Origin of the sequence: Streptomyces sp. NBC_01717, from assembly GCF_036248255.1 — a bacterium.
GTDB lineage: Bacteria > Actinomycetota > Actinomycetes > Streptomycetales > Streptomycetaceae > Streptomyces.
Window position 1 is genome coordinate 5,195,031 of sequence record NZ_CP109178.1, and the last position, 22,302, is coordinate 5,217,332.

The 22,302-nt window shown below is 69.3% G+C and carries 19 protein-coding genes; 10 read left to right on the forward strand and 9 right to left on the reverse strand.

Annotated elements, in window-relative coordinates:
* Window positions 1-124: 124 nt before the first annotated feature.
* Entirely contained in the window at window positions 125-517 is a 393-nt protein-coding gene (locus OHB49_RS23545) for a hypothetical protein (protein ID WP_329162758.1), read from the reverse strand.
* 170 nt (window positions 518-687) lie between these two features.
* On the opposite strand from OHB49_RS23545, the gene OHB49_RS23550 reads away from it, so the two are divergent.
* Complete coding sequence (locus OHB49_RS23550; protein WP_328627928.1) at window positions 688-1,758, forward strand: IS630 family transposase; 1,071 nt, start codon at window positions 688-690, stop codon at window positions 1,756-1,758.
* A gap of 18 nt (window positions 1,759-1,776) precedes the next feature.
* Here OHB49_RS23550 and OHB49_RS23555 read toward each other — a convergent pair whose 3' ends face one another.
* On the reverse strand, window positions 1,777-2,334 hold the full coding sequence (locus OHB49_RS23555; protein ID WP_329162761.1) for a DinB family protein: 558 nt from the start codon (window positions 2,332-2,334) through the stop codon (window positions 1,777-1,779).
* Between the two features lie 1,470 nt (window positions 2,335-3,804).
* On the opposite strand from OHB49_RS23555, the gene OHB49_RS23560 reads away from it, so the two are divergent.
* Together OHB49_RS23560 and OHB49_RS23565 are read left to right on the forward strand one after the other, a co-directional pair.
* Entirely contained in the window at window positions 3,805-5,049 is a 1,245-nt protein-coding gene (locus OHB49_RS23560) for a hypothetical protein (RefSeq protein WP_329162764.1), read from the forward strand.
* A gap of 520 nt (window positions 5,050-5,569) precedes the next feature.
* Complete coding sequence (locus tag OHB49_RS23565) at window positions 5,570-6,319, forward strand: hypothetical protein (RefSeq protein ID WP_329162766.1); 750 nt, start codon at window positions 5,570-5,572, stop codon at window positions 6,317-6,319.
* Window positions 6,320-6,808: 489 nt separating this feature from the next.
* Here the strand turns inward: OHB49_RS23565 and OHB49_RS23570 are convergent, their stop codons facing one another.
* The gene (locus OHB49_RS23570; protein ID WP_030972252.1) at window positions 6,809-7,243 is read right to left on the reverse strand and encodes an Rrf2 family transcriptional regulator; all 435 of its coding nucleotides are present in this window, start codon (window positions 7,241-7,243) and stop codon (window positions 6,809-6,811) included.
* A gap of 128 nt (window positions 7,244-7,371) precedes the next feature.
* Between OHB49_RS23570 and OHB49_RS23575 the strand changes: the two genes are divergently transcribed.
* Window positions 7,372-8,127 (forward strand): SDR family NAD(P)-dependent oxidoreductase, encoded by a 756-nt coding sequence (locus tag OHB49_RS23575; protein WP_329162769.1) that lies wholly within the window; start codon window positions 7,372-7,374, stop codon window positions 8,125-8,127.
* A gap of 149 nt (window positions 8,128-8,276) precedes the next feature.
* Entirely contained in the window at window positions 8,277-9,362 is a 1,086-nt protein-coding gene (locus OHB49_RS23580) for a sulfite oxidase (protein WP_329162771.1), read from the forward strand.
* 483 nt (window positions 9,363-9,845) lie between these two features.
* Here OHB49_RS23580 and OHB49_RS23585 read toward each other — a convergent pair whose 3' ends face one another.
* Window positions 9,846-10,526, reverse strand: a complete 681-nt coding sequence (locus OHB49_RS23585) for a phosphotransferase (protein ID WP_329162772.1) — start codon at window positions 10,524-10,526, stop codon at window positions 9,846-9,848.
* 262 nt (window positions 10,527-10,788) lie between these two features.
* Here OHB49_RS23585 and OHB49_RS23590 point away from each other — a divergent pair, with 262 nt between their 5' ends.
* Window positions 10,789-11,049 (forward strand): hypothetical protein, encoded by a 261-nt coding sequence (locus OHB49_RS23590; protein WP_329162774.1) that lies wholly within the window; start codon window positions 10,789-10,791, stop codon window positions 11,047-11,049.
* A gap of 35 nt (window positions 11,050-11,084) precedes the next feature.
* On the opposite strand, the gene OHB49_RS23595 is transcribed toward OHB49_RS23590, so the two are convergent.
* From OHB49_RS23595 to OHB49_RS23605, 3 genes are all read right to left on the reverse strand, one after another.
* The gene (locus OHB49_RS23595) at window positions 11,085-12,779 is read right to left on the reverse strand and encodes a bifunctional 3'-5' exonuclease/DNA polymerase (RefSeq protein WP_329162776.1); all 1,695 of its coding nucleotides are present in this window, start codon (window positions 12,777-12,779) and stop codon (window positions 11,085-11,087) included.
* A gap of 159 nt (window positions 12,780-12,938) precedes the next feature.
* Window positions 12,939-15,086 (reverse strand): ABC transporter permease, encoded by a 2,148-nt coding sequence (locus tag OHB49_RS23600; protein ID WP_329162778.1) that lies wholly within the window; start codon window positions 15,084-15,086, stop codon window positions 12,939-12,941.
* Entirely contained in the window at window positions 15,080-15,895 is an 816-nt protein-coding gene (locus OHB49_RS23605; protein WP_329162780.1) for an ABC transporter ATP-binding protein, read from the reverse strand. The genes OHB49_RS23600 and OHB49_RS23605 overlap by 7 nt, the downstream gene beginning before the upstream one ends.
* A gap of 106 nt (window positions 15,896-16,001) precedes the next feature.
* Here OHB49_RS23605 and OHB49_RS23610 point away from each other — a divergent pair, with 106 nt between their 5' ends.
* Complete coding sequence (locus tag OHB49_RS23610) at window positions 16,002-17,186, forward strand: DUF2786 domain-containing protein (RefSeq protein WP_329162782.1); 1,185 nt, start codon at window positions 16,002-16,004, stop codon at window positions 17,184-17,186.
* Window positions 17,187-17,305: 119 nt separating this feature from the next.
* Window positions 17,306-19,438, forward strand: coding sequence for an FUSC family protein (locus OHB49_RS23615; protein WP_329162785.1), 2,133 nt, complete (start codon window positions 17,306-17,308; stop codon window positions 19,436-19,438).
* A gap of 72 nt (window positions 19,439-19,510) precedes the next feature.
* On the opposite strand, the gene OHB49_RS23620 is transcribed toward OHB49_RS23615, so the two are convergent.
* Window positions 19,511-20,002 carry a hypothetical protein gene (locus OHB49_RS23620; RefSeq protein WP_329162787.1) on the reverse strand — a complete coding sequence of 164 codons (492 nt, stop codon included), beginning with the start codon at window positions 20,000-20,002 and terminating at the stop codon, window positions 19,511-19,513.
* 283 nt (window positions 20,003-20,285) lie between these two features.
* Here OHB49_RS23620 and OHB49_RS23625 point away from each other — a divergent pair, with 283 nt between their 5' ends.
* A complete protein-coding gene (locus OHB49_RS23625) occupies window positions 20,286-20,528 on the forward strand; it encodes a DUF397 domain-containing protein (protein ID WP_030925212.1) in 243 nt (80 codons plus the stop codon).
* 58 nt (window positions 20,529-20,586) lie between these two features.
* Here the strand turns inward: OHB49_RS23625 and OHB49_RS23630 are convergent, their stop codons facing one another.
* Window positions 20,587-21,111 carry an ATP-binding protein gene (locus OHB49_RS23630; RefSeq protein ID WP_329162789.1) on the reverse strand — a complete coding sequence of 175 codons (525 nt, stop codon included), beginning with the start codon at window positions 21,109-21,111 and terminating at the stop codon, window positions 20,587-20,589.
* A gap of 306 nt (window positions 21,112-21,417) precedes the next feature.
* On the opposite strand from OHB49_RS23630, the gene OHB49_RS23635 reads away from it, so the two are divergent.
* A complete protein-coding gene (locus tag OHB49_RS23635; protein WP_329162792.1) occupies window positions 21,418-22,299 on the forward strand; it encodes a helix-turn-helix domain-containing protein in 882 nt (293 codons plus the stop codon).
* Window positions 22,300-22,302: the final 3 nt, after the last annotated feature.

The following is a 22,302-nucleotide window of genomic DNA, read 5'->3' on the forward strand; positions in this document are numbered from 1 at the left end:
GGTTATGGGCCATGTGTGGGCCAGGGGGCGCCTTCGGGCGCCTAAAGCGGGCTTGAGTGCAGGTCAACGCGTTGCGCTGTCCGCATGCGCGGCGGTCTTGAAAGCCGTCGCGCACTCGCACGAGTCACGATCGCAAGCGAACCTCTGTGGAGGTGTCAGGAATATGGTCAGTGGAGTCCATGACCAGTCTTGCCTTGTGTTCGAACGCACCTCGGACCGTCAGGGCATGCCGATGGGACGACCTGCTCGATACTTGCCGGGGTGCAGGCAGTCCGGAGGCCTCAGCCAGCAGCGCTTCCACTGTCCCCTTAACGGCAACGAGCGTCGCAGCAGCGGCGCTTCCCGCTTCCACGGGGCCTTCAAGTGCAACCTTGGTTTGGGCGCGGCGCACCGCGATCACCTGCGACGAAAGATCGGTCAAAGCCTGAGGCAGGCTTGCAATATCGCCTCTATCGCTGATGCTCCACGCCGATACGAGCGAATCCTCATATTGCGCGAAAGTATCCAGGAAAGCCACATATGCATCCCTACGGGACTGCCGCCGCCATTGCGTATGTTGTCCCCGAGTCTGCTGTCGACCGGTAAGTCGAGCTGCAAGCAGGGCTCCACAAGCGCCTAGAGATCTTTAAGGGTGTGGGTTACGCGGGGGGTCGTGACGGCTGCCGTGGGCCGCGCTATGCCAGAGGGATGAGGTATCCCGATGGCGGAGGGCTGACGGCTGAGGAGCGGGTTCAGCGTGAGCGGGTCCGGTTGGCGGCCGCCGATCTGATCGAGGCAGGGGCCAGTGACCGGGAGGTGGCCCGGGGGTTCAGGGTGACCCGGATGTCGGCGAACCGCTGGCGGCGGGGTTTGGCTTCGGGCGGGCGGCAGGCCATGGTCTCCAAGGGGCCCGGCGGTGCCCGCTGCAAGCTCGATGCGACTCAACTGCGTGTGCTGCAGGTGGTGTTGGATACCGGCCCGGCCGCCGCCGGCTGGAGCGACCAGTGCTGGACTCTGGCGAGGATCGCCGAGGTCGTGCGACGCCGGTTCGGCGTCGAGTACACCTTGACCGGGATGGACCTGCTGCTGCACCGCATCGGCTGGACCGTACAGATCCCGTCCCGCAAGGCCGCCGAGCGCGACGAGGAGAAGATCGCCGCCTGGAAGGACGAGCAGTGGCCCGTCATAAAAAAGACGGCGGCGGACCTGGGCGCCTGGCTCTGTTTCGAGGACGAAGCCGGCCAGGGGCTGAGGCCGCCCAAAGGCCGCACCTGGGGCCGCCGAGGCCACACTCCCGTCGTGCGGGTCACCGCCGCAGGCACTAAACGCGTCTCCATGGCGGGACTGATCTGCACGAAGTCCGGCCATCGGCCCCGGCTGATGTACCGCACCCACCTCGACCGCGGCCCCGCCAAAGGCCGCCGCAAAGGCTTCACCGAGGCTGATTACGCACGCCTGCTCGACGCCGCGCACCAGCAACTCGGCGGCCCGATCGTCCTGGTCTGGGACAATCTGAACACGCATGTCAGCCGCACCATGCGGCAGCTGATCGACACCCGATTATGGCTGACCGTCTACCAGCTGCCGCCGTACGCCCCGGAGTTCAACCCGGTCGAGGGCGTCTGGTCGCACCTGAAACGGTCCCTGGCCAACCTCACCAAGCACAGCCTCGACCAGCTCACCGCGCTGGTGAAGACCAGGCTCAAACGAATGCAGTATCGACCCGGCGTCATCGACGGTCTCCTCGCCAAGACCGGCCTCGACTTCCAACCGCCGTAACCTCAGCCATTGGATCTCCTAGAAGGTGAAGTCCTCGGGCGCACCTTCGCCAACGCGGCCATCCACTGTCTCGCGAAGGATGTCCGCGTGGCCCGTGTGCCGCGCGTACTCCTCAATCATGTCCAAGAGCATGTCCCGGACGCTGGGCGTGCGACCGTCCGGCCAGGTGAAGGACGCCGGTCCGTCGAGCCCGCGCTCCTTGATGATGTCAGCGACGAGCTCGCGCGATCGCTCGACAGCATCTCGCCACACTGTGTAGACATCATCCGGGGAGTCCAGAGCCCCGGTGCGCCATTCCCAGTCGGGGTTGGCGTCGAAGTCCACGGCGTCCCAAGGGGCGCCGTACTCGTGACCGGCCAGCTTCACGGCCAGCCAGTCCGCCTCGACCAGGGCCACATGTTTGACGAGGCCACCGAGCGTCATCGAACTGGCGGCCGTGGTCGCGCGCAAAGCCTCCTCATCGAGCCCTGACGTTTTCCAGGCGAAGGTCCGCCGGTTGCGCTCGAGAACTGAGCGCAGGGACTCCGCCTCAGCGAGGGCCGCAGACGGGTCAGGAAGGGGAGTTGACTCGCTCATGACCAGGAGCATAGTCGGACACGGCCCTCGGCTACCGCTTTATCCAGCGACGATACGCAAGTGACATCGCGGACCTCATCGAGCGACCACGTCCGGCATGTCCACCCGGAGCTGGATCTCAAATCTCAGTAACGCCCACGGTTAAAGATCTCTAGTGCTGCACCGATCATCCCCGCGATCCCTGCATCCATGGGCTCATCATGCCTGGCGTGGCCCAACAGGGTTCAGGTTGGGTCTACTTATCGCGGGCATGGTCGTAAGCACGAGCGTCCCAGCCCGAGTCGATCCGCTGCTTTGATCTTTTTGATCGCCGCTCATTGTCCTGGTCCTTGTCCAGTGCGCCGATGGCCGTTGGCGCTCACCGTTGTACCCGTACCCCGTCTTAGCTGCCTGCCGCGCGAACACCTATGAACGCCACAGAACGGGGACGCGGGCAGTTGGAAAGCGTCGCCCTCAGTGAGAGGTCCCGCCGGCAGGACTGCGCCCCGGCCAGGACAGATCTTCCATTGTGTAAGCCACGGACATGCATCCCCGAACAAAGTCACGTGCTGCCTGGGGGGTGACTGCAGCGGTTCCATGCACTGTGGTGTTGCGCAAGCGACGGAGGTCGTTCATTACGTCCACCGCTTCCGGGTCCAACCCTGCCACTTGCAGCATCTGCACCAACTCGCCCGGTGCCACCCGTCCTGATCCCGGACGTCGTGGCTGCACACTTGGGTACAACGTGAGGATCTCCTCAGCGAACGTCTGCAAGGCGTTCCACGCAGACACGATCGCTCCTGTTGGAGACCGTTCGATGACGTCGTCTGGCTGATCAATTGCCGTAAAGAGAGCGAGCAAGCGTCTGCGTACCGCCTCACCTGGAGGCTCCTCAGACCAGGCAGGCTCAGGGCGCGGCTCCGGCTCAGGGCGCGGCTCCGGCTCAGGCACGGGGCCAGCCGACGCCGATTCTTCTTCCGCTACCGCTGCGGCGCGATCACGAACGCGCCGCGCTTCATTTTGGAACTCCAAGGCGCCGGCTGGTGTCTCTACACGGCTCAACCGTCCGATGGCCTCACCGACTCGATCACGCCATGTCCACAGCAGCGCCAGTGTGACCGTAGGCCAGATGAGTGCCTGTATGTACTTGAGAACCAGCTCAGCAGCTTCCACGTAGGCAGTGTGACGCCCCCTCAGGGCTGCTCGCCACATGATCAGGAAACCCAGGTCCGGTAACACCCGCGGAACGTTCGTGGTCCTGGTCTTTGTCCATTGCGCCGACGGCCGCCACCGTTCACTGCCGTACACGCGACCCGTCTGACCTGCCCCGTGAACCCCCACGGACGCCCGCATACAGGCACGCGGACAGTTGGAAAGCGTGTTGGGTGGAGCCCCAGTTTCCCCGCCCCTGATCAGTCGGCGCTGCGGGTCACGGCGCCGGCGACGTCAGCGGCGAGGCTGTAGCCGGGACTGTCGTCGACCAGGCCAACTATGGGCAACTCGCCCCACGGGTCGGATCAAATGCTCCCGGAGAATCTGGCGGGAATTCTGCACACCAGATCGGCTGATCTGGTGACACGGTGCGTTTCGCCTCGGATGATGTGCCATATCTGTGGCGAGACAACGGACATGACGAGCCGTCGGTCCGGGCGCCCACGAGGGATGGAGAGACCCACCCGCATGAGATCCGGAGAGCCGGTTCGCGCGGCGGATGAGCCCGGCGGCAGCATTGACTTCCCGCCCGTGGCGAACGGGATCGACTATCTGGTCAACGTCGTCCAGCTTCTTGCTCGCGAGCAGGGCGAGGTGACCCCTGGCCAACTGAAGTACGCGGTGCTGCACCTTCAGGCCGCGACCGAGGTGCTGCTGAAGTACCGGCTCTACCTCGAACACTGGACTCTGGTCCTGCAGAACCTGGACCTGACCAGGATGAACAAGAACAAGAAGATGACCCGTGCGCTCTTCGATCGGGGCGACTTCGTCAGCTGTACCCCTCAGGAGACTGTGGAACGGCTTCGTCACGTCCTTGGGCTGCGCATCAGCGATGAGGAGCAGGATCAGATCCTTGCCCTGGCCAAGTCCCGCAACGCGCTGCAGCACTACGGCCTGACCGACTCGGAGGGCACGATCGAAGCCCGAACGGCGGAAGTGCTCGACTTCCTGATCCGCTTCCTGGACGAAGTGCTGCTGCCGAAGATGCGCGAGGACAGCGAACGGCTCACCGAGGATGTCGACCAACTCGCCGAGGATGTTGATGGCATTCGCCGTGGCCTCACCAAGATCCGTGGCTACGTCGAGCAGCGCATGGAGCGGCTGAAGGATGAGCTCGCACCGCTCAAGGAACGCACCCTGCAGTGCCCGAACTGCCGGCAGTGGGCCCTGGTCGTGCGCGGCGGACTGACCTCATGCTGGTTCTGCCCCGCGGATGTGGATCCCCAGCTGACCGCATGGGACTACGCGGACAACATCCTCCGGCTCCCCTGGCGCAGTCCTCCGCAAACACACGATCAATTCAGACAGCCAGCCAGCCCCCCGACCGATGTATGCCCGGACTGCGGCATTGACGCCGTGGTCCAAGGCGCGGTCACCGCTGCCGCGCCGGACCGCCCCACCAGCTTCTGCTTCAACTGCGCCGCCGCCTTTCCCGACATCTGCGAGATCTGCAGCAAGCCGTTCCGTGCAGTGGATGAGCAGTCCATCTGCGACAACTGCTTCGCCGGCGAGGTGAACGACTGATCACAGAGTGGCCTGGTCGACTGACTCAGGGGCAGTGCCCCCATCACGCCACCAGCCGCTTCCACACGGCCCGCAGGCGAACCTCGGATGCGGAGTGGCCAGCTGCCCGGAAGCGAGTGGCTGCCGGCTCACCAGCCAAGGGCGGCACGTTCACGCGCCGGGCACGAGGTCTGACCGTGGCTTGAGTCTCAGTTGCAGTCTCGTTTGTAGCCTGATCCGTGGACGTCCGCGGCGGTGTCGTTCTGTCCGCCATGCTTGATGAGCTGCGGAAATGAGAGTTCGACGTACGGCCTCGGACGACCACGGAACAAGATCCGACAACTCGTAATGCCTAGGTCTCGGGTTCGAATCTCGAAGGCGGCTCAGAGAAACCTCAGGGCTCACTCGCCGTGACCTGGGGCTTTTGCTTTTGTCGCACGCGGCGTCGCCCTCGCCCCGTCCGCGATGTGCCCTGATACCTTCCCGTCCGGGCCTGGACCCGGCGGCGGCCGGACCTGAATCGTTTGCTTGGATCAGCTGCATGACGGACTGGTCCCGGCTCAACCACGCCTACGGCACCGCCCAAGACATTCCCAGCCTCCTCGACGCCATGAGCCCGGATCCGCAGGACGCTGGGTGGGATGCGCTGTGGTCCCGCCTGTGCCATCAGGGCACGGTCTACTCGGCCAGCTATGCGGCACTCCCCGCATTCGCCGATACGGCCCGCCAGTGGTCAGCCACGGAGCGAAGGGCGCCGCTCTATCTGGCCGGCGCCATCGTCGCCAGCATCGACCGCCCCGACAGCGGAGAAGACCCCTACCTGTCCCACCCGGCCGCGATCGCCGAGCTGCGCGGGCTGACCGAGGAAGCCCTGCAGGACCCCGGGCTGACCGGAGACCCCCTCAACTACGTCCAGCTGCTGGGGACCCTCCTCAGCTTCGAGGGCGTCGAGGTCTGGGGCGAGCAGATCGACGGACTCAACGGCGAGGAGTACGAACTGCCCTGCCCCGCCTGCGAGACGGAGAACTTCGTCGTCTTCGGCGAGCACGGCTACTTCTCGACCACGGACGACATGTACATGCGACACACGCCCGCCAAGCAGCTCCCCCTCCGGCCACAGGACCCCTCGGTCATGCAGGGCCTGGCCAGAAGACTGCACGCGCGCATGGTCGCGGACGGTCACCCTGACCTCGCGCACAAGCTGACCTACGTCTTCGGCAGGGCTCAGTGCGCGGACTGCGGCATGCCCTTCAGCGTTGAGGAGGCCGTCGTCACCCGATGGGGCGCCTGACACGCCGGCCGCGGAGCCGATACGGAAAGGCGCTCGGGTTCAGCCCGATGACGGAGTCCGCGCACCGGTCTCATTTGTGGTCTCGATAGGCGACCGATCCGGAGCGGTCCGCCACGGTCCGTGCCCGTACGTATCACCCCCTGACCAGCCATGCGGGCACAGCGGCGGACGCCTGTGGACCGAGGTCGGACAACTCGTAATGCGTAGGTCTCGGGTTCGAATCCCGAAGGCGGCTCTGTGGAAGCCTCAGGACTCACTCGCCGTGACCTGGGGCTTTTGCTTTTACTGGATACGACGGCGGCGCCGTGCACGGGCCACGCGGCGATCCCCAGTCTCAGTTCTAGGCGCGTGGCTCCCGCGCCGGCCTGAAGGGCGGACGGTCAGGGCTCCGACCTGGGAACGTAATCAGGCTGCGGCGGGCCTGACCCCGGGGCCCGGCCCGCGCGCCCCGCTGGCGACTTGGCATCCTCCGGCCGGCCGCGGCGCGCACTAGTGAGGAACCGCGAGGACGTCCCGGAGTACGTCTTCGAGGGTGACGCGCGCCAACTCGCTCCTCAGGGTCTCCTCGATGCCCGCGTAGATGCCCTGCATCGCGGGCTGGATGCCGTGGCCCACCACGCAGCCTTCGTCCGGTGCGGCCCGGTGCATGGCGAACAGTGGGCCGTCCTCCACCGCTTCGTACACGTCGAGCAAGGTCATCGACTCCAGCCCGCGTGTCAGCGACCAGCCCGCGCCGACGCCCCTGCGGGACTCGACGAGTCCCGCCCTGCGCAGTTCGCCGAGCAGTCTCCTGATCACCACGGGATTGGTGTTCGCGCTGGATCCGATCTGCTCGGACGTCGCGACCTCGTGGCCCTGGCGCTGGTAGAGGCCGATCCAGGCCAGAGCGTGGGCAGCGATCGTCAACCTGCTGTTGGCGCTCATCGGGCCACTCCTCTCCGCCGTAACGATCCATGTTACGACGGCTCAGTCGTAACAAGAAATGTTGCAATCGACTGTCGTAACAACTACTGTTTCGACTGAATCAAGGGTCAATCAGCGAGGTGGGAAAAATGAACAAGCCGCTCACGGGCAAGGTCGCCCTGGTCACCGGGGGGTCCCGCGGACTCGGGGCCGCGACCGTGCGCCTACTGGCCGAGCAGGGCGCAGACGTCGCGTTCACCTACGTCAGCTCCGAGCAACGGGCGCGCGCGGTCGTCGACGAGGTACAGGCCAAGGGGGCCAAGGCGCTCGCCGTGAAGTCCGACCAGGCCGACATGGGCGGGGCGCCGGCCCTGATCGACGAGGTGGTCGCGCACTTCGGCGGCCTGGACATCCTCGTCAACAACGCGGCGATCTCTCCCGAACAGGGCCGCACCGTGGACGACCCGGACGTCGACACCGCCGCGCTGGACCGGATGCACGCCACCAACTACCTGGGCGTCATCGCCGTCATCCGGGCCGCCTCCCGGGTACTGCGCGAGGGCGGCCGCATCGTCACGGTGAGCTCGGGACTCGGGACCCGCGTCGGTCTCCCCGGCCTCGCCGACTACTCGGCCACCAAGTCTGGGATCGAGAGGTACACCATGGGCGTCGCCCGTGACCTCGGTCGCCGCGGCATCACCGCCAACGTCGTGGAGGCCGGGCTGATGGAGAGCGGCATGGAGCCGCCGGACCCCGAGGCCCTCAAGGCGCTGGTCGGCTCGCTGTCGCTGCAGCGCATGGGACACCCCGACGAGATCGCGGCGGCGATCGGCTTCCTGGCCGGCCCCTCCGCGTCGTACGTCACCGGCGCGGTGCTGGACGCCCACGGCGGCTACAACGCCTGATCACAGCAGCGCGCCACGTACCCGAAGGTCTCCTGGCGTGGGAGGGGGCGCGCGGCGCGCTCCGCGCAGTGGCGACCGCAGGCGCCCCGGCGCGGTCTCCGGTGTGGACACAAAGTGCCGCATGGGAGGGCTTCGAGCATAGTGGCGATATGGGCATATGGGGCAAGCGGGACGACATGATCGTGCACCAGGCCGAGCCCTACAACGCTGAACCACCTCCTGGCGCGCTCGTGGACCCGGTCACCCCTCTGGACACTTTCTACAGCCGCAACCATGCCCCGATCCCCCGCGTGGACGGGGCGAGCTGGCGGCTGCGGGTGGACGGCATGGTCGACCGCCCGCTGGAATTGTCGATGGACGAACTGCGGCGTCGCTTCCCCGAACGGAAAATGCTCGCCACTTTGCAGTGCGCGGGCAACCGCCGCGCCGACCTCGTGGAGTTCCGCGACATACCCGGCCAGGTCCCCTGGGGCCCCGGCGCCATCTCCACGGCATGGTGGACCGGTGTGAGCCTGGCGGATGTACTGACCGAGGCAGGGCTGCAGGCAGAAGCGGCCCACATCGCCTTCACCGGCGCCGACCTGTCGCAGGACGCCGACCCGCCACAGCCCTTCGGCGCCTCCATACCGGCGGCGAAGGCCACCTCCAGCGAGGTGCTCCTGGCCTGGGCGATGAACGATCAGGCTCTTCCCGTCGCGCACGGCGCCCCGCTGCGCGCCGTCGTCCCGGGCTACATCGGCGCCCGAAGCGTCAAATGGCTCCAGCGCGTCACCGCACAGACCGAACCGTCCGACAACTACTTCCAGTGGGAATACAGCCTCCTGCCTCCCGAGGCCGACCCCCGCAAGGCAGGACCGGGCGACGGCATCACGCTCGGGCCGGTCGTCATTCACAGCGCCATCCTGCGGCCCGGCGAGGGCGCCCGGCTGCCGTCCGGGCCTACCGAGGTCACCGGCGTGGCCTTCGCCGGCGACGACCGCACGGTGACACGCGTGGACGTGTCCGCCGACGGCGGCACCACGTGGGTCCACGCCGATCTGAACGCACCGGACAACCCATGGACGTGGCAGCACTGGCGCGCCTCGCTCACCCTCCCGGCAGGCGAGACGGAACTCCTCGCCCGCGCCTGGGACTCCGCCGCAGCCGTCCAGCCCGAGTCCCCGGCGACGGTCTGGAACCCCAAGGGCTACGCCAACAACGCCTGGGCCCGCCTCCACGTCACCTGCGACCGCTGAAAGCCGGGCGGCCAGGCCGCAGATCCCGGCGGCACGCCTCCAACCCTGGTTTGTGCGTCCAATCCCGACGATGTCGCCAGCGGCCGCCGCAAGGGGACGACAGAAGCTGATTTTTTTTACGCGCTTCTTCTCTTGACTACGGACAAATAAGGAGGAAGCTAGCTAATACACCAGGCAACCGGTGAGAGCCGCACCGCCGATGAAGACGTTCATCGACCCGAGTGACACCCATCTCGGCAACTGGCTAGGCTCCCGGGAGAGCAACGTATCGGCATCGGAGTCGTCAGCGACGACCGACGCTTACGGACCGATATGGGGCACCGGGAGCCACCGTCTGTCCGGCTCCGTAGTAGCGCCAGAGCTCAAGTAACCCCAGAACTCACTCGTCGTGATCTGGGGCTTTTTCTTTTCCCGGGGGTCGGCCGCCGGGATCGCGATGATCTCCGTGCGGACGGCAGGGGCCCCGCTCGGGTGTCGAGGGGGTCACCCGGCCAGTTCGCCGATCAGGTCCGCGGCTTCGTCGATGAGGGCCAGTTCGTCCGGGCTCAGGTGCGGGTCCATCGCGCGGCGCCGCTTGGCCCGGGCGAGGTGGGGGGCGGGGAGGCGTCCCCGGTCGGCTAGGTGCGGGAGCAGGGCCTTGAGCAGAGAGCGGGCGCCCGCTGCCGACGGCGATGCGGGATCCACCGCCACCTGGGCCAGGATCAGCGACGACATGGCCCGGTCCAGGGCCGGCGGACCTTCCGCGGTGGTCCGCCAGTCGATCACCACCGGACCGTCCGGCGTCAGCATCACATTGTCCGGGTGCAGGTCGAGGTGGAGCATCCGGTCCTCCGGGTCCTGGGAGACCCTGGCCGGGATCGTGTGCAGGTCGGTGAGGAGGCCGGCGAGCATGGCGCCGCCCTCGTCCTCGGTGAGCGCACCGGAGAGCAGCGACTCCAGCATCGTCGGGCCGGTCAGGCGTTGCAGGACCAGGTCGGAGGAGGTGGCAGTGGCCGGGCTCGGGCCGAGGCGGGGGACGGGATAACCGCACGCCGAGAGGTAGGACATGACGGCGAGTTCCGGTGTGGCATCACTGCTGTCGCGGTACCGGCGCAGGACCCAGGCCTCGTCGATCGCGTACACGTCGGCAGATCGTCCCGTGCCCAGCAGTTGGCCTATTCGCATGAGGGGAACCTACTGGTGCGGTCCTCGGCCGGGGAGATCTCCCACACATATCGGAGTGGCCCATGAACAGGCCTTCCCTCGTCCTCCATAGCCCACGGCGCCGGGACGAAAGCGTTCCCGGTTCAGGCCGTTTTGTATGGAGTAGTCTGGAAATGTCGAGAACGTTCCGTACGCCGGTTCGTCGGTCTGCGTCGTTCCCGGCGATTCTTGTTCTTTCGGCCTGCGCGTTCGAAGGGGGCCGTCTCTTATGGACATCTTGATCATGGCGGCGGTCGTCGTGGCGATGATCGCGCTGACCGCGTTCCTGATTCATCTGCTCAATGCGCGGCACCGGCATCAGCATCTGCGAGCGGTGCATTACGACCACGGCCTGGCCGGGTTCGGCGGGTTCGGGGGGCCCGGCGCGGGTACTGGGCGTGTCGTTCCGCCGGTGGAGACCGTGCAGCCGACGCAGTCCTTGCGGAAGAGTGAGCCCCGGGCGGTCGATCGGCCCGGTGGTTCCGATTCCGGTTCCGGGGAGTGACGGAAGTGGCGGGGAGTGACCTCTCCTGATCGGCCCTACTTGGCGTCGGAGTAGCGTTCCACGATCGCCGTCGTGAAAGGGAAACGCACCGGCGTCTCGCCGAAGGCGGTCCGCCCGGCCCGTTCCCCTGCTGCCCGGATCGCCTCCGCCACCGCATCCGCCTCCTCCTGGGGGCAGTGCACCATCACCTCGTCGTGCTGGAAGAAGACCAGCTCGGCCCGGAGACCGGCGGTTGTCAGGGACTGGCGCAGCGCGGCCAGGAACAGCAGTGCCCAGTCCGCGGCACTGCCCTGCACCACGAAGTTACGGGTGAAGCGGCCTCGCGCGCGGGCGTTCGACGAGGCGTAGCCCGGTGTGAAGTCGCCGTCGCCGGGCGGCTGCTCGTCGCTCTCCTGCGGGATACCCGCTTCGTCGTCGTCCCCGCTCCCGGCGGCCGGCGGGCTGGTCCTGCCCAGCCATGTCCGTACGAGACGGCCCTCCTCGCCCTCCTTCGCCGCGTCGTCGACATACGCCACGGCCAGCGGGAACCGTCGCCGCAGCGCCGCCAGATTCTTCAGCCCGTCGCCCGACGTCTGGCCGTAGATCGCGCCCAGCAGCGCGATCTTGGCATGGTCGCGGTCGCCGTGGAACGCGCGGTCCGACAGTGCCGTATAGAGGTCGCCGTCGTGGCCCGCCACCTCCATCAGGCCGCGGTCGCGGGAGATCGCGGCCAGGACCCTCGGCTCCATCTGATCGGCGTCCGCGACGACCAGCCGCCAGCCGTCGTCGGCGACGACCGCCTGCCGGATCACCTTGGGGATCTGCAGCGCCCCGCCGCCGTTGGTCGTCCAGCGGCCACTGACCGTTCCGCCCGGCTGGTACTCGGGGCGGAACCGGCCGTCCCGCACCCAGTCCTGGAGCCAGCTCCAGCCGTGCGCCGTCCAGATCCGGTACAGCTTCTTGTACTGGATCAGTGGCTCCACCGCCGGATGGTCCAGCTCCTCCAGCTCCCAGCGGCGGGTCGACTTCACCTTGATGCCGGCCTGCGCGAACGCCTTCACCACATCGGCGGGGAGGTCCGGGCGGACACGACGGCCGAACGCCGCTGACACCTCGTCGGCCAGCTCGGCCAGTCTGCGGGGTTCGCCGCCGCCGGCGTAGCGCTCGCCCAGCAGGTCGTGCAGCACTTCCCGGTGGACGTCGGCCCGCCAGGGCAGGCCGGCCCGGTGCATCTCCGCGGCGACCAGCATGCCGGCCGACTCGGCGGCCGTCAGCAGGCGCATCCTGCCGGGGTGCGCGGTGGCGTCGTGGCGGCGCAGCTGTTCCGCGTAGACCTGGAGGAGCGCCTCGAACGGGATGTCCGTGCCGGACGGCGGCTCGAAGAGGGAGGACTGCGAGCCGGGTTCGGCGGAGCGGGACGGGGGATCCGGAGGCACGGGGGCGTTACGGAGGCGGGCGTAGGCGGCCGCGGCGGAGCGGGGCTCGCCCAGTCGGCCCTCGTGCGCGAGGAGGAGTGACTCGGCGACTTCGATGTCGTAGCAGCGGCTGACCCGTACGCCCGCTGCGAGCAGGCGTGGGTAGATCTCGGCGGTCGACCGCCACACCCAGCGGGTGACGTCCGGGCGGGAACGGACGGCTTCCACCAGGTCGGGCTCGGTGTGGAACGGGGCCGCGGGCAGACCGGTGGGGGCCAGCGGGGCGAGGTGGGCTCCGCCGGTCTCTGTGGTGGTCAGAGCCCAGCGCTCGGTCATGCGTTTGAGTTTGGCAGGTGGGACTGACAGTGGGGGGCCGCCGCGCGGCGGCCCCCGCACGGCCCCACCCCGCCTCGTCCCGAAACCGGGACTCCGCCCCCCCCCCGGCCGGACCCCCAGCCCTCGATCGCCTGACGGGCTGGGGGTGGGGGCGGCGATTCACCCGTGTCGAACGGCCTTCGGCGCCATGGCCGCCGCCACCGCGACCACTGCACACGCCCCGGCCGTACCCCCCACCACCGGCCACTGGACCGCCACCGTGACCGGCGCGGACAGCGTGGCCAGCGCGGCGCCGAGTCCGGCCAGATTCACCGCGGTCACGGCCATACCGAGCACCGAGCCGAGCCCCACGGCGAACAGCGTCTCCCCGGCGACGACCCCGAGCACCTGCGACCGGGTGGCCCCGGCCAGTCGCAGTGCGTTCAGCTCCGTGGACCGTACGGACCCGGCCATCAGCAGGGTGTTGGCGAGCGCGAGCGCCGTGTACACGAGGGCGATGCCCAGCACCACGATCAGGCCGAGCCGCGTCTGCGGGCTCGTGCGCGGATGAGTCGCGGCCAGCCACCGATCCGTCGACCGCACCGTCCCCCCGGTGTCGCGCAGGGCGGCCGTGACCGCCGCCCTGTCCGCGCCGGGGGCGAGGCGTACGTCGATCCGGTCCACCGGAGCCGTCGGCGCGTTCGCCGCCGTGACGTACGCCCCGTTGTTCCCCGTCCCGATGGCCAGCACCGCCGCGATCCGCAGTGACACCGGCCGCCCGTCGCCGAGCCACACCCGTACCGTCGCACCGACCGTGTGCCGCTCCCACTCCTCGTTCACGACGATCGAGCGGTCGTCGAGATCGCGCAGGTCGCCCGCCACCACCGGCAGCCGCTCGACGGCCGCCAGGGTCTTCGCGTCGTCGACCGCCCGTGCCTGCGATCTGATGAGGGCGGTGCCTTCCTCCCGTACGAAGACCGCGGTCGACGCCGACGCGGACAACACCGCCCCGGGAACCGGCCGCGCCTCCAAGCCCTTCAGGTCCTCGCCTGTCACGACCAGATCGGCCCGGGTGTGTTCGCGCGCCTCGGCGGCCCTCGCCTGCGACACCGTCATCGCGGAGCCCAGCACCGAACCGGCCAGTGCCACCGTGATCAGGACGGGAGCGGCCACCGCGGCGGTGCGGCGCAGGGACGCGGCCGTATTCGCCCGTACGAGCATCCCTGTCGCCCCGGGAAGACGGAGCAGCCTGGTCGACGGGCGTACGAGCAGCGGCGCGAGCAGGGCCGCGGCCGTGATCAGGACCATCGGCTGGGTGGTGTAGGTCTTCCGCTTCAGCAGCCCGGACGCATCCGTGACCAGCGACTTCGTCATCAGGAACACGGCGCCGGCGAGCAGTGCGAAACCCAGCAGCCGGCGCACGGGCGGCAGGACGCCCGTATCGACGTCGGCCTCGCGCAACGCCTCGGCCGGGCCGGTCCTGCCCGCTCGCCGCGACGCCGCCCATACGCCCGCCAGTGCCACGGCCGGGCCGGTCCAGAAGGCCGCGTGCAGCGGCCAGGCCACGGGGCGGATGGTGAACCAGGAGGGCGCCGCCTCGCCGTCGACCAGCAGTTGCGCGAGGTGCGGTGCGCCCCAGTGGCCCAGCGCGCACCCGGCCGCCGAGGCGAGCGTGCCGACCACGGCCGCTTCCGTCAGCAGCAGCCGCCGTAGTTGGCCGGGGGTGGCGCCCGCCGTGCGCAGCAGACCGAATTCGCGGCGACGCAGTGCCACCGCGAACGCGAACGTCGATGAGACGACGAAGACCGAGACGAATGCGGTGATACCGGCCGCCGTGCCGAGCAGCGCGTTCACGGTCAGCAGCGCCTCGGCGTCCTGTTCCGTGGACGGGTCGGCGCGGCGGCGGTCGTCGCCGGTGAGGACCTGGGCGCGGTCGCCGACGACGCGGCGTACGTCGGCGACGGGGGCGTCCACGCCGACGGCGTCCGGGCCGCCGCTGCCGGTCGCCTGTCGTCCGGCCGGGGCCACCGGGCCGAGCGCCCGAAGGTCGCTCAGGAGTTCGCTGTCCACAGGGTGTGGATGAGCCAGTCGCTGCGTGACCTGCGCGGTGGACGCCCCACGCCGCACGGGCACGGTCAGCGTGTCCTTGCCCATCACCACCGCCGGGGAGGCGGCGAACCGTTGCGGCTCACGGTCGGGGGCGTCGAACGTCGAGGCCAGTCCCAGCCCCATGGTCGCGATCAGCCCGACGCCGAGCGCGAGGGCGACGAAGGTGCCGATGAGGGTGGTCCAACGGGTCCGCAGCGCGGCCAGGGCGACGGTCAGCACGACGCCGCCTCCGTGTGAGCGGGAAGGAGGGGAGCCGTCCGGCCGGAGACGTTCTGCCGGGTGCCTGTTCGTCCTGCGGCCGTCCAGGCCGCGATCCGTTCCGCGGTGAGGCCGGTCAGGTCGTCCGCCACTTGCCCGTCGACCAGGAAGACCACCCGGTCCGCATGGGCCGCCGCCACCGGATCGTGCGTGACCATCACGATCGTCTGCCGCTCCCGGTCCACCAGTTCGCGCAGCATCACCAGCACCTGCCGGCTGGTCGCGGTGTCCAGCGCGCCGGTGGGTTCGTCGCCGAAGAGCACCGCGGGCCGGGTGATCAGCGCCCGTGCCAGCGCCACCCGTTGCTGCTGGCCGCCGGAGAGTTCGGTGGGCCGGTGGTTCGCCCGGTCGGCGAGACCGACCCGGGCGAGCGAGGCGCGTACGTCGGTACGGGACGGGCGGCGGCCGGCCAGCCGCAGGGGCAGCGCGACGTTCTGGGCGGCCGTCAGCGAAGGGACCAGGTTGAACGACTGGAAGACGAAGCCGATCCGGTCCCGGCGCAGCAGGGTCAGCCGTCGCTCACTCAGACCGGTCAGCTCCGTACCGCCCACCTCGACGGTCCCGGACGTCGGCCGGTCGAGTCCGGCCGCGCAGTGCAGGAGCGTCGATTTGCCGGAGCCGGACGGTCCCATGACGGCGGTGAAGGTGCCGGGGCGGACGGCGAGGTCGACGCCACGGAGGGCGTCGACGTCTCCGTGGACGCGTCGCACGGAGCGGAGCCGCACGGCGTCGGCGGCATCGGTGGAGTCGGTCGCAGGGGCGGAAGTCATGATTTCGATCGAACCGTGTCAGGGCTCGCCGGACACGACCACCAGAACCCGTCTCCGGGGTAGGGCCAGGCATACCCCGGAGCCCGGCCCTGCCTACCCTGACCTCATGGAACCGGTGATCGACCAGGCATTCGCGGCAGCGCTCTACTCGGACGGCGACGCCGGCCTCGACACCGGTGCCTCCCTTCTCGCCGCCGACCCGACGGCGGATGCGGAACTGTTCCGGCGCGGCGAGGAGTTCGTCCGGCGCGCCTGGGAGCGAGGCTGGCAGCCCGCCGACGTCGTGCGGATCGTCCGCCGCGAACTCGACGAGACGCGGGCCGGGCTCGCCGCCGACCTGATCACCACGGAGACCGGACGGTACGAGCAGCTGCCGTCCCGCTGGCGGTCGCAGCTCGCCGAGCTTCCCGCGCCGCCGCCCCGGAACCGGCCCGACCGGTTCACGTACGCCTCCGCCCTGCTCGGTCTCTACCGGCTGCTGCTCCGGCTCCCCGCGATCGAGCCGGTCGGCCCGCCGCCCGGCGCCCCCGGCCTGCGGCTCCGTCTGCCGCCTGCGCACGACGAACCCCGCATGCTGACCCGGATCCGCGCCCTGCTCGCGAAGGCGGAGGCGACCGGGTTCCCGGAGGAGGCGGAGGCCCTGACCACCAAGGCGCAGGAGCTGATGGCTCGGCACTCCATCGACGAGGCCCTTCTCGCCGCCCGTACGCACAGCAAGGAGGCGCCGGGCGCCTGCCGGATCGGGGTCGATGCCCCGTACGAGACGGCGAAGGCGATCCTGCTCGACGCCGTCGCCTCGGCCAACCGCTGCCGCGCGGTGTGGAACAGCGACCTCGGCTTCTCGACGGTCGTCGGCTTCGAACCGGACCTGGAGGCCGTGGAACTGCTCCACACCTCCCTGTTGGTCCAGGGCACGGCGGCGATGGCGAAGGCCGAGGCGGGACAGCGGGCCGGCGGACGCAAGCGGACCAAGACGTTCCGTCAGTCCTTCTTGATGGCGTACGTCCAGCGGCTGGGCGCTCGGCTCGCGGCCGACACCGCCCGGGTGACCGCGGCCTCGGTCTCGGAGGAGGGGGCTGCCGCCGGCGATCTGCTCCCGGTCCTCGCGGCGCGGGACGTGGCGGTCACGGACGCCGCGGACCGGATGTTCCCGGAGACGACGAGCACCCGGGTGCGCGGAGTGTCGGACGGCGAGGGCTGGGCGCACGGTACGGCTGCCGCCGACCGGGCCCGGATGGGCGAGCGGAGGCCGGGCATCGACGGTCCCGGTAGCGGAAACGCGCGAACGTGACACGTCGTAGCCGGGTGCCCCGTCCGTGACCGGGGGCGGCGCACCTGCCCCTGGGTGACGTCCGGAAGGGCAGATGACCGAAAAGTTCCGATGATGGGCATTCCGGCTAGGCTCGGGGCATGAGCTGGCTCCGGGCGCTGAAGGAGACCGCCCGCTCGGGGTTGAAGATCGAGCGGCGGCGCCTCGAACCGCTCATCGCGATCCGCGGCGCGGCCGGGCTCGCCCTGGTCATCGGGGTCGGCCTCGCCTTCTTCGGGCCGGTGGTCGCCGCCAGTTCCGCGTTCGGCGCGTTCCAGGCGGCCATCGCCACGTTCCAGCGCAGCTGGCGCCCCAGGCCGGTCCTCGCCCTGGTCTCCGGCGTGAGTCTCGCCGTATCGACGTTCCTCGGTTATCTCACCGGTTCCCATGTCCTGCTGTTCATGGCCCTGCTGGTGCTCTGGACGTTCGTGGCCGGGCTGGCCTGGGCGGCGGGGCCGACGGCCGGCATCATCGCGTCGTCCAACGTCGCGATCATGCTGGTCACTATCACCCTCCCCACCTCCGTCGCCGAGGCCGCCCTGCACGGCACGGTGATCGCGTTCGGCGGTGTGGTCCAGGCGACGCTGATCGTCCTCTTCCCGGTACGCAGATGGGGCGCCCAGCGCGACGCCCTCGCCGACGCGCTGGCGGCCGAGGCCGACTACGCCCGCAGGCTGCGCCACGACCCGGTGGCCGAGTTCGACCCGGTCCCGTTGATGACGGCCCGCAGCGCCGCCGCCGTCACCCCGCGCCAGGCCCGTCGCCGCCCGGCCGAACTGCGCGGCTCCCGCGGCGTGGCCGAACGGATCAGACCGGTGCTCGCCTCACTCGCCGACCCGGGGATGGGCGTCCCGGACGAAGGTCCCGAACGGGACCGGGTACGCGAACTCCTGGCCGCCGCCGGATCCGTACTGGACGCGGCGGCCCGCGCGATCCGCCACGGCGACCCGGTGCGGCTCGCCGCCCCCGCCGTCGCGACCCTGAAGACCCCTGACACGAGCGAGCTTCTGGGCGGCCCGGCCCGCCGGGCCGCCGACCGTCTCGGCGTGCTGCTCGCCGATGTCATCGAGACCGCCGAGGGCGAGGGCACGAAGGAGGAGCAGGCCGAGGCCGCCGAGACCGCCGGTGTGATCGCCCCGCACCGCCGCCGACCCACCCTGCTGCGACTGGTCCCCGTCGTCCTGGGGTCGATGCGTGCCGAGATCCGCCCCGGCTCGCCGATCCTCCGGCACGCCGTCCGGGTCGCCGTCGTCGTCGCCGTCGGCTATCTCCTCGGCGTCGCGCTGCCGTTCGGGCACGGCTACTGGGCGCCGATGGCCGCCGTCATGGTGATGCGGCCCGAGTTCTCCCAGACGTACGCACGTTCCGTGGCCCGGTTCGGCGGCACCGTCGTCGGGGTCTTCCTCGCCACGGTCATCGTCCAGGCCGCCCATCCCGGCGTGGGTCTCTCCGCCGTCCTCGCCGTCGTCTGCGCCCTGCTGATGTACCTGCTGATGCGCACCGGCTACGCGGTCGCCCAGGCCTGCATCTCCGCGTACGTCGTCTTCCTGCTCGGCATGGCCGGCGACGACTGGTCGCAGACCGTACTCGAACGCGTCGTCCTCACCCTCGTCGGCGGGCTGCTCGCGATGGCCTCGTACGCCGTCTACCCGGCCTGGGAGACCCCACGGCTCCGCAACCGGCTGGGCGACTGGCTGGCCTGCGACGGGCGGTACGCCGCCTCCGTCGTCGACCAGTACGCGGACCCGGTGGAACGGGGCCGCGACGACGTCCGGGCCGCGCTCCTCGCCACCCGCATGGCCCGCATCGCCTGGCAGGAGGCGGTCGCGACCGCCCAGCACGAACCGGTGCGCAACCGTGGTCTGTCCCGCGCCGCCGCCGATGCCACCCAGCACGTGCTCGCCCAGTTCAGTCGCGCCGCCATGTTGATGGAGGCTCACCTTCCGGAGGGCGGCGCCACACCCGTACCCGCCGCCGCGCAGTTCGCCGACGCGCTGCGCCGCGCCACCGAGAGGGGCGCGAAGGACGTGCGGGAGCGCCGCGTACCGCGCTGGGGCGCGGTCCGTGAGGCGCTCGCACAGTGGGACGAGGAGGACCGCCTGCGCGGGCAGGCGGCCGACCCGGTCGTGCGGAACGGGGCCGGTCTGCTGCTGGAAACCCTGGAGGAGTTCTCCCGGGGCCTGGACGGCTCCACGGCCGGCTCGGCCGGAGCCGGCAGTGCCGGACGGAACTGAGCGACGGACCGTCCGGCACTGCCCCGTACGCAGTCCTGCTTCGGGGCTCGGCCCTGTCCCGGTGACGGGCACTCAGGGGGTGGGCAGGCCCGGCAGCCCCGACGGCAGCGCACCCGGATCGGTCTTGGCCAGGGTGTCCTTGCCGCCGGCGTCCCACGACACGGTGATCGTCTTGCCGTTGTTGGACTCGATGGATCCCATGGTGCGGTCGGTGTCGCCGTCGGTGCACTTCAGCGCCAGCATCACCTTGCCCATGTCCTTCACCTCGCCCGAGCAGACATGGGCGTCCGCGACGAGCGCCGCCTTCCCGGATGCGACGGACAGGGCGACGGCCTTGCCGTCGGTCATCCCGGCCCAGGTGCCCTCCAGCGCCGAGGCATCGGCCGCGGAACCGCTGTCGCCACTGTCCCCGGAGTCGCTGCCACCACCGGTCGTCGACGACTGCTCGTCGGTGGCGCCCTTGCCCGAATCGCTCTTCCCGCTGTCACTGCCGCAACCGGTCAGAGTGACTGCGGCGACCAGACCCGCGACGACGACGGCGCCTGTGCGTACAAGATTCTGCACGTGAATTTCCCCCTTGTTGACGAAAGACCGCGCAAAACTACCAGGGAGCGGGGAGCGGCTCACGGGGCAGCCCATGGGGCGACTTTCGGGCAACTGCGCTGCGCGGGAGCCAAATAGACGATCCGTTCGTCTATCTCCTGTGAGGGCGGGCAGGCGGGGGAAGGTAAAGCTGTAATCAAAGGACCACCCCGCGTGCACGTGCATCTGCTCATGCATTGGCATATGAACACAGCTATGATCCGAGACAGTTGACACTTGCACCTTGCAACTCGGGGAGCGTCCTGTGCACCACGTGTACAACGGCATGGCGGCCACAGAGCTTCGCGGAGTCGTCTGGCAGAAGAGCAGGCACAGCAACTCCCAAGGATCTTGCGTGGAGTTCGCAAAACTGCCCGACGGGGATGTGGCGATGCGGAATTCACGCCATCCCGACGGGCCCGCCCTGGTCTATACGCCGGCCGAGATAGAGGCGTTGCTGCTCGGCGTGAAGGACGGGGAGTTCGACCACCTGATAGCGGGACACTGACCGTCGCACCCGCGCGATCGGTCCTGCGCCTCGCGCACGAGCCCGTGACTCGTAGGCGTCATGCGTCGCCGGACAGCCGGAACAGCGCCCAGACCACCTTGCCGCGCGGTGCCGGCACCCCCGCCGACAGGTTCTCCGCGCCCGGCGCGGGGGACAGGTGCCAGCCCCAGCTGTCGCTGAACGACTCCACCAGGAACAGTCCCCGGCCCGACTCCGCGGAGTCCGCGGCCTCGGCGGCGACAGGGCTCTCCTCGCTGGGGTCGCGCACCGCGCACACCAGTCGCGAGGTCCAGCGCATCAAGTGCAGCCGTACGGGCGGGTCCTGGGGGTCTCTCGGGGCGTCCGCCGGCAGCGCGTGCCGCAAGGCATTGGTGACGAGTTCGGAGACGACGAGCGCGACATCGTCGAAGCGGTCGCTCAGTTCCCACCGGTTCAGCGTCGCCCTGGTGAACTGCCTGGCCCCGCCCACGGCTTCGTACCGGGCGGGAAGGGTGCAGGTGGCTGATCCGGAGACGGCTGAGGGATCGATGGGGGGAAGCCCCTGCCGTAACGGCTCGAGCATCGTCGATCCATTCGTCCCCATGCGAAGCACTCCCGGGATTCGCGGCTGTAGCGGTACTGCGGTGGTACAGCGGCACAACACGAACGAGCACGCAGGTGCGCGGGGTCCATGGTTCCGAATGCGCTGGGCAGATGCAAGGGCAGATGCACGTGCACGCGCCTGACCTGTCCGATCCCGTGCCGGTTCTTGCTCATTTCTTCCTACGGGCAGTTTCATGGCTTTCTGGAAGTCTTCTCATTTCCGTAATCGAATGAGTACGGGCTGAAGCGTTTTGATGGCAGAATCCGGCTCTTGGGGTTCAGGGGGAGCCCCGATGCCCAGGAAGCGATGGGGAGGGTTGGACCAGTGGCGGCAGGCGAGTCGAGTGGATCTGTGGTGCGGCGCATCCTGCTGGGCTCACAGCTCAGGCGGCTGCGCGACTCACGCGGCATCACCCGCGAGGCGGCCGGCTACTCCATCCGGGCTTCCGAATCGAAGATCAGCCGCATGGAGTTGGGACGGGTGAGCTTCAAGGCCAGGGACGTCGAGGACCTGCTCACGCTCTACGGCGTCACGGACGAGGCGGAGCGCGACTCCCTGCTCGGCCTCGCGCGCGAGGCCAATGTGGCGGGCTGGTGGCACAGTTACGGAGATGTGCTGCCGGGCTGGTTCCAGACCTACATCGGTCTGGAGGGGGCGGCCTCGCTCATCCGGATCTACGAAGTCCAGTTCGTCCACGGCCTGTTGCAGACCGAGGCCTACGCCCATGCCGTCGTCTCCCGCGGCATGCGCGGCGGCCCCGCCGCCGAGATCGACCGCCGGGTCGCGCTCCGGCTGGAGCGGCAGAAGGTCCTCGTCTCCGAACGGGCGCCGCGCTTCCACGCCGTACTGGACGAGGCCGCGCTGCGCCGCCCGTACGGCGAACGCGAAGTGATGCGGGCGCAATTGCGGCATCTGATCGAAATGTCGGAGCAGCCGAACATCACGCTCCAGGTGATGCCCTTCAGTTTTGGCGGGCATGCGGGCGAGAGCGGCTCCTTTACGATGCTGAGTTTCCCGGAATCCGATCTGTCGGACATTGTCTATTTGGAGCAGCTGACAAGTGCGCTCTATCTGGACAAGCGCGAGGAAGTCGCTCAGTACGAAAAAGCTATGGCGCGGCTCCATCAGGACAGTCCGGGTCCCGAAGAGAGCCGTGATCTGCTCCGCGGCCTCCTCCAACTGACCTGATAC